Annotated in this window: 8 protein-coding genes; 5 read left to right on the top strand and 3 right to left on the bottom strand. The window is 54.9% G+C overall.

The features are described from left to right. Positions 1-9 precede the first annotated feature (9 nt). Positions 10-3,234: a carbamoyl-phosphate synthase large subunit gene (gene carB / locus BFV64_RS03150; RefSeq protein WP_045282302.1), complete on the top strand. Its 3,225-nt coding sequence runs from the start codon at positions 10-12 to the stop codon at positions 3,232-3,234. A gap of 139 nt (positions 3,235-3,373) precedes the next feature. Further along, positions 3,374-3,607: a YgdI/YgdR family lipoprotein gene (locus tag BFV64_RS03155; protein WP_014882500.1), complete on the top strand. Its 234-nt coding sequence runs from the start codon at positions 3,374-3,376 to the stop codon at positions 3,605-3,607. A gap of 46 nt (positions 3,608-3,653) precedes the next feature. Here the strand turns inward: BFV64_RS03155 and BFV64_RS03160 are convergent, their stop codons facing one another. Further along, on the bottom strand, positions 3,654-6,590 hold the full coding sequence (locus tag BFV64_RS03160; protein ID WP_201159195.1) for an autotransporter family protein: 2,937 nt from the start codon (positions 6,588-6,590) through the stop codon (positions 3,654-3,656). Between the two features lie 376 nt (positions 6,591-6,966). Between BFV64_RS03160 and kefF the strand changes: the two genes are divergently transcribed. The 3 genes from kefF to folA all read left to right on the top strand — a co-directional run bounded on the left by kefF (position 6,967) and on the right by folA (position 9,949). Continuing rightward, positions 6,967-7,497, top strand: coding sequence for a glutathione-regulated potassium-efflux system oxidoreductase KefF (gene kefF / locus BFV64_RS03165; RefSeq protein ID WP_014882502.1), 531 nt, complete (start codon positions 6,967-6,969; stop codon positions 7,495-7,497). Further along, positions 7,490-9,355 (top strand): glutathione-regulated potassium-efflux system protein KefC, encoded by a 1,866-nt coding sequence (kefC, locus tag BFV64_RS03170; RefSeq protein ID WP_069601695.1) that lies wholly within the window; start codon positions 7,490-7,492, stop codon positions 9,353-9,355. The genes kefF and kefC overlap by 8 nt, the downstream gene beginning before the upstream one ends. Before the next feature lie 114 nt (positions 9,356-9,469). Further along, positions 9,470-9,949 carry a type 3 dihydrofolate reductase gene (folA, locus tag BFV64_RS03175; RefSeq protein WP_006173915.1) on the top strand — a complete coding sequence of 160 codons (480 nt, stop codon included), beginning with the start codon at positions 9,470-9,472 and terminating at the stop codon, positions 9,947-9,949. A 34-nt stretch (positions 9,950-9,983) separates the two neighbouring features. Here the strand turns inward: folA and apaH are convergent, their stop codons facing one another. Then, complete coding sequence (gene apaH, locus BFV64_RS03180; RefSeq protein WP_014882504.1) at positions 9,984-10,832, bottom strand: bis(5'-nucleosyl)-tetraphosphatase (symmetrical) ApaH; 849 nt, start codon at positions 10,830-10,832, stop codon at positions 9,984-9,986. A 4-nt stretch (positions 10,833-10,836) separates the two neighbouring features. After that, positions 10,837-11,214, bottom strand: a complete 378-nt coding sequence (gene apaG, locus BFV64_RS03185; RefSeq protein ID WP_014882505.1) for a Co2+/Mg2+ efflux protein ApaG — start codon at positions 11,212-11,214, stop codon at positions 10,837-10,839. Positions 11,215-11,217 lie beyond the last annotated feature (3 nt).

Here is an 11,217-nt window from a genome sequence, read left to right on the forward strand (position 1 = left end):
GAGAAGACCATGCCAAAACGTACAGACATAAAAAGCATCCTGATCCTTGGCGCTGGCCCGATTGTTATCGGCCAGGCCTGTGAATTTGACTACTCCGGTGCGCAGGCATGTAAAGCCCTGCGTGAAGAGGGTTACCGCGTTATCCTGGTCAACTCCAACCCGGCGACCATCATGACCGACCCGGAAATGGCGGATGCAACCTACATCGAGCCGATTCACTGGGAAGTGGTACGCAAAATCATTGAGAAAGAGCGTCCGGATGCTGTGCTGCCAACCATGGGTGGCCAGACGGCGCTAAACTGTGCGCTCGAGCTGGAGCGTCAGGGCGTGCTGGCCGAGTTCGGCGTGACCATGATTGGCGCGACCGCCGATGCGATTGATAAAGCAGAAGACCGTCGTCGCTTCGACGTGGCGATGAAGAAAATCGGCCTCGACACCGCGCGTTCCGGTATTGCGCACAATATGGAAGAGGCGCTGGCCGTTGCGGCTGAAGTGGGCTATCCGTGCATCATCCGTCCATCCTTCACCATGGGGGGGACCGGCGGCGGTATCGCCTACAACCGCGAAGAGTTCGAAGAGATTTGCGAACGCGGTCTGGATCTCTCGCCAACCAAAGAGCTGCTGATTGATGAATCGCTGATTGGCTGGAAAGAGTACGAGATGGAAGTGGTGCGTGATAAAAACGACAACTGCATCATCGTCTGCTCCATCGAAAACTTCGATGCGATGGGTATCCACACCGGCGACTCCATCACTGTTGCGCCAGCCCAGACGCTGACCGACAAAGAGTACCAAATCATGCGTAACGCCTCGATGGCGGTGCTGCGTGAAATCGGTGTGGAAACCGGCGGCTCAAACGTGCAGTTCTCGGTGAACCCGAAAACGGGGCGTCTGATTGTTATCGAAATGAACCCGCGCGTGTCCCGTTCCTCCGCGCTGGCCTCCAAAGCGACCGGCTTCCCGATTGCGAAAGTGGCGGCGAAACTGGCGGTGGGTTACACCCTCGATGAGCTGATGAACGATATCACCGGTGGCCGCACGCCAGCCTCCTTCGAACCGTCCATCGACTACGTTGTGACCAAAATTCCACGCTTCAACTTCGAGAAATTCGCCGGTGCGAACGACCGCCTGACCACCCAGATGAAATCTGTCGGTGAAGTGATGGCGATTGGCCGCACGCAGCAGGAATCCCTGCAGAAAGCGCTGCGCGGCCTGGAAGTGGGTGCAACCGGCTTTGACCCGAAAGTTAGCCTGGAAGACCCGGAAGCACTGACCAAAATTCGCCGCGAACTGAAAGATGCGGGTGCAGAGCGTATCTGGTACATCGCCGATGCCTTCCGTGCTGGCCTGTCAGTAGACGGCGTATTCAACCTGACCAACATTGACCGCTGGTTCCTGGTGCAGATTGAAGAGCTGGTGCGTCTGGAAGAGAAAGTGGCAGAGCTGGGCATCAACGGCCTGGACGCAGACTTCCTGCGTATGCTGAAGCGTAAAGGTTTCGCCGATGCGCGTCTGGCCAAGCTGGCGGGCGTACGTGAAGCGGAAATCCGCAAGCTGCGTGACCAGTATGACCTGCACCCGGTTTACAAGCGCGTGGACACCTGTGCGGCGGAGTTCTCCACCGACACCGCGTACATGTACTCCACCTATGAAGACGAGTGTGAAGCGAACCCGTCCGTCGACCGCGACAAGATTATGGTGCTGGGCGGCGGTCCAAACCGTATCGGCCAGGGCATTGAGTTTGACTACTGCTGCGTACACGCCTCGCTGGCGCTGCGCGAAGACGGTTACGAGACCATCATGGTCAACTGTAACCCGGAAACGGTCTCAACCGACTACGACACCTCCGACCGCCTCTACTTCGAGCCGGTTACTCTGGAAGACGTGCTGGAAATCGTGCGCATTGAGAAGCCAAAAGGCGTTATCGTGCAGTACGGTGGCCAGACTCCGCTGAAGCTGGCCCGTGCGCTGGAAGCCGCAGGCGTACCGGTTATCGGTACCAGCCCGGATGCGATTGACCGTGCGGAAGACCGCGAGCGTTTCCAGCAGGCGGTTGACCGTCTGAAGCTGAAACAGCCAGCCAACGCCACCGTCACCGCCATTGAGATGGCCGTTGAGAAGGCGAAAGAGATTGGCTATCCGCTGGTGGTGCGTCCTTCTTACGTCCTGGGCGGTCGCGCGATGGAAATCGTGTATGACGAAGCTGACCTGCGTCGCTACTTCCAGACGGCGGTGAGCGTTTCTAACGATGCGCCAGTGCTGCTCGACCGCTTCCTCGACGACGCGGTAGAGGTGGACGTTGACGCCATCTGCGACGGCGAAATGGTGTTGATTGGCGGCATCATGGAGCATATCGAGCAGGCGGGCGTGCACTCAGGTGACTCAGCCTGTTCTCTGCCAGCCTACACCCTGAGCCAGGAAATTCAGGATGTGATGCGTCAGCAGGTGCAGAAGCTGGCCTTCGAGCTGCAGGTTCGCGGCCTGATGAACGTCCAGTTCGCGGTGAAAGACAACGAAGTCTACCTGATTGAAGTGAACCCGCGTGCGGCACGTACCGTCCCGTTCGTCTCCAAAGCCACCGGTATTCCGCTGGCGAAAGTGGCGGCGCGCGTGATGGCGGGCCAGACGCTGGCGCAGCAGGGCGTGACCAAAGAGATCATTCCGCCGTACTACTCGGTGAAAGAAGTGGTGCTGCCGTTCAACAAATTCCCGGGCGTTGACCCACTGTTAGGGCCAGAAATGCGCTCTACCGGGGAAGTGATGGGCGTGGGCCGCACCTTCGCTGAAGCGTTCGCGAAAGCGCAGCTCGGCAGTAGCTCCACCATGAGAAAATCAGGTCGTGCGCTGCTCTCCGTTCGCGAAGGCGATAAAGAGCGTGTGGTTGACCTGGCGGCCAAGCTGCTGAAACAGGGCTTCGAGCTGGATGCAACTCACGGTACGGCGATTGTGCTGGGTGAAGCCGGTATCAACCCGCGCCTGGTGAACAAGGTGCATGAAGGTCGTCCGCACATTCAGGACCGTATCAAGAATGGCGAATACACCTACATCATCAACACCACCGCAGGTCGTCAGGCGATTGAAGACTCCAAGCTGATTCGCCGCAGCGCGCTGCAGTACAAAGTGCACTATGACACTACCCTGAACGGCGGTTTCGCAACAGCTATGGCGCTGAATGCGGATGCCACCGAGAAGGTGATTTCAGTGCAGGAAATGCACGCGCAGATTAACAAGTAAGACAAAATGCCCGGTGCCATTCGGTTGCCGGGCATTCTTCCCCTCTTCAGAACCTTCTGGTTTTCCATCCGCTTTCAGTCAGTTAGCCTAAAATGGTTAGGTCGATAACGAAATTCATCTGAGAGCAGGGGAAAACACCATGCAAAATAAATTACTGATCGCTTCCGTTCTGGCTGCCACTGCACTGTTTACCGTAGCAGGCTGTTCATCTAACCAGGCAGTCAAAACCACCGATGGCAAAACCATCGTGACTGACGGGAAACCGCAGGTAGATGATGACACCGGACTGGTGTCGTACAAAAACGCCGAAACCGGTCAAACGGAGCAGATTAACCGTGACCAGGTGAAATCCATGGGCGAGCTGGATAACTAAAAAAAAGCCGTGGCAAATGCCACGGCTTTTCGCTTTTGCTGGACGATTACCAGCGGTGGTTCAGCAGGATATGGCCGCCATAGGCAGCATAGCTGTTCTCACCCCATTCGCCGCTGGCACGCAGCGAAAGCGTCGTGGTTTCGTTCAGGTTGCCGGTGACGCCCAGTTCTAACTGACCACGATCTTCCGGCGTATCGTTGCTCACGGTTTCATCATTAAACGCCAGATCGTTTTGGCCTGCCCCTTTCAGCCAGTTCACCGCAACGTACGGCTGCCAGGCTTTCACGTCCTTCTGCTCGAAGTAGCTGGACTTAACGCCCAGACGACCAAAGATGCTGTCGTTGTCCAGAGTCGTTACGCGCACGCCGTCGCGATCGGTATGATTTTCCTGATCGAGATAGCTGTAGATCACCTGCGCCTGCGGCTCGATCTTCCAGGTACGCGCGTTTTCTGACGGGATAACCCACGCGTGGCCGACTTCGACAGACGCAGCGAAGCCTTCGCTGTCGTAGTCTTCATCATTGCGGTTGCTGGTCACTTTATTGTTGTACCAGCTATAAGCGGCCCAGGTATCAATGTAGCTGCCCAGGCGTAATGTCTGATCTTCCTGCCAGGTGGCATACACCCCAACATTGAAACCATCCACCTTGCCTTGAGCATCACGCACGTTGTGCTTCGCATCCGAATGCGTCTTCGCCTGGCCAGCACCGAACATGCCACCGGCACGCAGGATCCCATTGTCCATTGGCTTGCTCATGAAATCGCTGCCGACTTGCAGAACGGTCGTGGTGGTGTCGTAGCTGACTTTATCGCCACCCGCGTCGTTCTCGTGATAACGACCCTTAACGTACATCCAGGTGTTCAGATCGTCTTCATTGCGGAAGGTGATTTGATCGCGGTCGTCACGCTTGTGCAGGAACATGCTTTGGGCAGCAAGGTAGTTGCCTAAGTAAGCGCCAACTTCAGGGGCCATAACTTCAGGGGCTGAGTAGCCACCGTTATCGCTATTACCGCCGTTATCCGTGTTGCCACCGTTATCGCTATTACCGCCGTTATCCGTGTTGCCATCGGTATCGGTATTGCCACCGTTGTCGGTATTGCCACCGTTGTCGGTATTGTCGCCGTTATCGGTATTACCACCGTTATCGGTATTGTCACCGTCGGTGTTTCCGCCGTCATCATTATCGTCTGCCGGCTCATCTGATGGCGTCGCCTTCGATTCCAGATACCAGTTGCCGTCGCCGTGCTGATACAGATTGTATTCATACGCCCCGGCAACAACCGGTGCTGCCAGCGTCAGTTGGGCTTCAGAACTGCCACCGACGCTCACAATTTCCATACCATTTACCGTTTGAGCGCCCAGACCGCCTATATTCTTAACGCTGACATCAGACTGACCGAAGCTGCTGCCCGTAATGGTGAGGTGGTCGGTTGGTGCGTTATCTTCGCCGAGGCTGCTGTTCATTACGATCTGGCTACCAGAAGAACCCGTGTAGTCGCCGTTTATTATGAAATTGTTGCCAACACTGTTATTGGCCGCGCCGAGTAACAGCGTGCCACCGTTGGTAACGTTGCCGTTAACCGTATCGATACCTGAAACGCTCAGGGTCGTGTTACCCTGAACCGCATTCCATGCCGCCAGCGTACCGCCGGTCAGGATATCAATGTTGTTATTCACTTCACCTGCCGTGGCAAACGCTGCACCATTTTCAACGGTGACGGTGGCGTTACTGCCTTTCACGCCGAGCGTTGCACCACTGGCGATCAGCGTCGTACCGTTATGCAGAACGGTATTTCCCGTGTAGCTATTATTGCCGGAGAGCGTCAGGGTGTTTGAATCTGCTTTTTCGACATTACCGCTACCGGTAATGCCGGTGGCGAATGTGGAAGAACTGCCCTGATTAAAAATAACGGTGCCGTTGTTGGTCAGGCCACCGCTCAGCGTGGCGGTTTTCGTGCCATCACCAAGCTGGAGAGAGGCATCTTTTGCAACGAGGGTATTACCGGCATTCGCGACGGCACCTGACAGGACTAAATCACCGCTGTTGACCTGTAAAGAGTCATCTGCGCCGATAATGTCTATATTGCCTGACAGCGTCCACTTTTCACCATCCATTTTTACTGACGCAAAGCCATCCCCTTCCTTCAGTCCGATGAAATTGCTGTCTTCTGTGCCCGTACCAACCAGTGAAAGCGTGTTGCCTTTTGACGCGGTGGAGATGACATCTCCTTTGAGTGACGATCCTGTGTTCAGTACCAGCGTATTATTTTTCGTGCTGGCAAACATAATAGCTGTCGTATCGCCACTAATCGCGCCACTGTTTGTGATGTCCGCTTTCGACGTGTCCGTGACGTTGATACCGTACTGCGTTCCCTCTAAGGTGCCGGTATTAATAATTTTGGTATTACCATCGCTCAGGCTGATACCATCGCCGTTTGTACCCGTTATTTTTCCGCTATTATTTATTCCCACACCAATCTGAGAACTCAGGCCTGTGTTTCCTCTGATTATGCCTGTGTCAGTGTTAGCGATATTGACGGCTGAAGAGCTTTCACTGACGAACACGCCATTCTCTGTGCCTGTGATGTTTCCATCATTGTTTAGATCGCCAAGCATTGACTGAACATTTACGGCATTGGCTGTTGTAGAGGAAATGGTTGCACCGCTTTCATTATGAATAATGACTCGCTGAGCCCCGGTATTAATATCTAATCCATTCCCTTTTCCGGAAATATTACCTTTGTTGGTCGTGGATGTGACATTGATGCCTGTGACCGATACGGCACTCTCGCTTCCTGCGGAGGAAATGGTGACATCTTTATTTATCACGTATTCTGCATCAGCGGAAAAATCCTGGGGTACTGAGGTTGACTGGCTAATAGTTCCAGCGAAGGCCACTACCGGTGTGAATATAAGTAAAGCAGGAAATATATTTCCCAGAGTTTTTGTGGTCTTGTTTAATTTGAATATTTTGTTGCGCATTTACACGTCCATTTGAAAAGAAGTGGCGCTAATTAATGACTTAAAATAGCGCTTCTGGGCTACTTAAAAGAATGATTCAACGATAAAAAGCGTAAAATTATTAATTTTTCAATGTGTTATGTATAGATCATTTTGCTAAAGAATAATTTTATATTTTCTTAATTGATCACTTGCTAATATGCTTTAGCGCTTAATTATTCATTTCAAATATCATCTGATAACAGTTATTTTTGTTGGTTTGAGGTCTGCTATACCCGCCAGGAAGGAGGGTTGCCAATAGTTGCGTTTTACCTTTACGCGGCCTGTTGACCCTTTCACCGGGCGGGTTAACTGTCTACACTCACTGCTACAAGAAGAGAAGAAGACAGGTCATTTGATGATACTCATAATTTACGCGCACCCTTATCCGCAGCACTCGCATGCGAATAAGCGGATGCTTGAGCAGGTAAGGACGCTTGATAACGTAGAGATACGTTCCCTCTATCAACTTTATCCCGATTTTAATATCGATATCGCTGCTGAACAGGATGCGCTCTCCCGTGCCGATCTGATTATCTGGCAGCATCCAATGCAGTGGTACAGCACGCCTCCGCTCCTGAAACTCTGGATTGATAAAGTCTTCTCCCACGGTTGGGCGTATGGCCACAATGGCAATGCGCTAAAAGGGAAAAGCCTGATGTGGGCGGTGACCACTGGCGGAGGAGAAAGCCACTTTGATATTGGTTCTTTCCCGGGGTTTGACGTGCTGGCCCAGCCGCTACAGGCCACTGCACTCTATTGTGGTTTGAACTGGATCCCACCTTTTGCGATGCACTGCACGTTTGTCTGCGACGATGAAACGCTGCAGGCGCAGGCTCGCCATTACAAACAACGCTTACTTGAGTGGCAGGAGACGCACCATGGATAGCCATACGCTGATACAGGCGCTGATTTATCTCGGCGCGGCGGCGCTGATTGTGCCCGTGGCGGTACGCCTGGGGTTGGGCTCGGTTCTCGGCTACCTGATTGCGGGCTGCGTCATTGGGCCGTGGGGTTTTCGTCTGGTTACGGATGCAGAGGCGATTCTCCATTTCGCTGAAATCGGTGTTGTGCTGATGCTGTTTGTGATTGGTCTGGAGCTCGATCCGCAGCGCCTGTGGAAACTTCGCGCCTCGGTATTTGGCGGCGGGGCATTGCAGATGGTGGCCTGCGGCTTGCTGCTGGGCGGGTTCTGCATCCTGCTGGGAATGGACTGGAAAGTGGCTGAGCTCATCGGCATGACGCTGGCGCTCTCCTCGACGGCCATTGCCATGCAGGCGATGAACGAGCGAAACCTGACGGTCTCCCAGATGGGGCGCAGTGCATTCTCGGTGCTGCTGTTCCAGGATATAGCGGCGATTCCGCTGGTGGCGATGATCCCGTTGCTGGCGGCAAGCGGCTCCTCCACCACGCTGGGCGCGTTCGCGCTGTCGGCACTGAAGGTTGTAGGGGCGCTGGCACTGGTGGTCCTGCTGGGCCGCTACGTGACCCGTCCGCTGCTGCGTTTCGTCGCCCGCTCGGGTCTGCGCGAAGTATTCAGCGCCGTGGCACTGTTCCTGGTCTTTGGTTTTGGTTTGCTGCTGGAAGAAGCCGGGCTGTCGATGGCGATGGGGGCATTCCTTGCGGGCGTTCTGCTGGCAAGCTCTGAATACCGGCACGCGCTGGAAAGCGATATTGAGCCGTTCAAAGGGTTGCTGCTGGGACTGTTTTTCATCGGCGTGGGGATGTCCGTCGACTTTGGCACGCTGGTCACACACCCGCTGCGGATTATCATCCTGCTGGTCGGTTTCCTGGTCATTAAAATGGCAATGCTGTGGCTGATTGCGCAGCCATTAAATGTGCCGGGTAAACAGCGCAGCTGGTTTGCCGTACTGCTGGGGCAGGGGAGTGAATTTGCGTTCGTGGTCTTTGGCGCCGCGCAGATGGCAAACGTGCTGGATCCTGAGTGGGCAAAAGCGCTGACGCTGGCGGTCGCACTCTCGATGGCGGCAACGCCTGTTCTGCTGGTGGTGCTGACTCGCCTCGAAAAATCGGGTAGCGATCAGGAGCGCGAAGCCGATGAAATCGACGAGGAGCAGCCACGCGTGATCATCGCTGGTTTTGGTCGCTACGGACAGATCGTAGGGCGTTTGCTGCTGTCGAGTGGGGTGAAAATGGTCATCCTCGACCACGATCCCGACCATGTCGATACGCTGCGTAAATTTGATATGAAAGTGTTTTACGGTGATGCCACCCGTGTCGATCTGCTGGAATCCGCGGGGGCCGCAAAAGCGGAGGTGTTGATTAACGCCATTGACGATCCGGAGACCAGCATACAGATGGTGGAGCTGGTAAAAGAACATTTCCCGGCGCTGACGATCATTTCCCGCGCGCGCGATGTGGATCATTATATCCGACTACGTCAGGCAGGCGTTGAGGCACCCGAGCGTGAAACATTCGAAGGTGCGCTGAAATCCGGGCGTATGGCGCTCGAGAATCTGGGGCTCGGGGCGTATGAAGCGCGCGAACGTGCGGATCTGTTCCGCCGCTTTAACACCGGGATGGTGGAAGAGATGGCGGCTATGGCAGGCAGCACGGCCACGGAGCGGGCGGCGGTGTTTAAACGCACCAGTGCGATGCTGACGGAAATCATCAATGAGGACCGTAATCATCTGTCGCTGATCCAGCGTCATGGCTGGCAGGGCACGGAAGAGGGCAAGCATACCGGCGATCCGGCTGACGAGCCCGAGAGTAAACCTTCAGTGTGAAGTGGCGTTGCCAGCAATATTAAAAAATTTCTGTATCTTTACTCTGCCGCCAGTCGACGAAAGATTAAGCTTTCCGTATAGTGGCGGCAATTTTTTGCATCCGGGAAATTTTCAATGATCAGTCTGATTGCAGCGCTGGCGGTAGACCGCGTTATCGGTATGGAAAATGCCATGCCGTGGAACCTGCCTGCCGATCTCGCATGGTTTAAACGTACGACGTTAAACAAGCCGGTAGTGATGGGCCGCCTGACCTGGGAGTCGATTGGTCGTCCATTGCCGGGCCGTAAGAATATCGTTATCAGTAGCCAGCCGGGTACTGACGATCGCGTCGAATGGGTTAAGTCCGTAGATGAAGCGATTGCTGCCTGCGGTGATGCCGAAGAGATCATGGTGATCGGCGGTGGTCGTGTGTATGAGCAGTTCCTGCCTAAAGCGCAGAAGCTGTATCTGACCCACATTGATGCGGAAGTGGAAGGGGATACCCATTTCCCGGATTACGATCCGGACGAGTGGGAATCCGTATTCAGTGAATTCCACGACGCCGATGCGCAGAACTCCCACAGCTACTGCTTCGAGATTCTGGAACGTCGTTAAGTTTTTCCCCCTCACCCTGGTTGAGGGGGATTCATCAGGAGGCGACGGCCTCACTCTCCCCTGAGTCCTGCTGTCGGTTGGATGGCTGCACGAAGTAAGCTTTATCTTCCCAGCGTAAGCAGGTTAACTCGCCTCCCCAGCAGCAGCCGGTATCCAGACCGTAGATACCCTCTGGCATGCCTTTGCCCTCCAGTGCCGCCCAGTGACCAAACGCTATGCTGTATTCGGTTGTTACCGGCCCCGGAATGGCAAACCACGGTTTGAGGGGGGCAGGCGCGCTTTCCGGCGTTTCCTTGGAATACATGTCCAGCTGCCCGTTCGGGAAGCAGAATCGCATGCGGGTGAACGCATTGGTGATAAAGCGCAGGCGGGCCAGACCGCTGAGCTCTTCGCTCCAGTGGTTCGGCATATCGCCGTACATGGCATCCAGGAAGAAGGGATACGAGTCGCTCGCCAGTACCGCTTCTACGTCACGCGCACAGGTTTTTGCCGTCTCAAGATCCCATTGCGGGGTGATCCCGGCATGGGCCATGACCAGTTTTTTATCCTCGTCGACCTGCAACAAGGGCTGACGGCGCAGCCAGTTAATCAGATCGTCCGCGTCTGGCGCTTCCAGCAGCGGAGTGAGGCGATCTTTAGGCTTGTTGCGGCTGATCCCGGCAAACACGGCCAGCAGATGGAGATCGTGATTACCCAGCACCATGCGCACGCTGTCGCCCAGCGATTTGACGAAACGTAAAACCTCAAGCGAGCCCGGGCCGCGCGCGACTAAATCGCCCGTCAGCCAGAGGGTGTCCTGTCCTGGCGTAAAGTCGACCTGTTTTAACAATGCGATCAGTTCATCGTAGCAACCGTGAACGTCGCCAATCAGATATGTAGACATTAGATTAATGAATGAGTGTGGTTACGGCGAGACGGAACACAGGAATAGCAACGCGGAACACATTGCCATCGACGTCGACCATTTCGTAATGGCCTTGCATGGTACCCAGCGGCGTTTCAATCACCGCACCGCTGGTGTACTGGTACTCTTCGCCAGGGGCGATGTGGGGCTGTTCGCCCACGACACCTTCACCCTGAACTTCAATTTCGCGGCCATTGCCGTTGGTGATAAGCCAGTAGCGCCCGCGCAGCTGCACGGGCATCCGCCCCAGATTGCGAATGGTCACGGTGTAAGCAAAGACAAAACGCTCTTCATCGGGTGAGGATTGCGATTCAACATAGACGCTTTGTACATGGACACATACGCGGGGCGAATCAATCATGGC

The organism is Enterobacter kobei (genome assembly GCF_001729765.1).
GTDB classification, from domain to species: Bacteria; Pseudomonadota; Gammaproteobacteria; order Enterobacterales; family Enterobacteriaceae; genus Enterobacter; species Enterobacter kobei.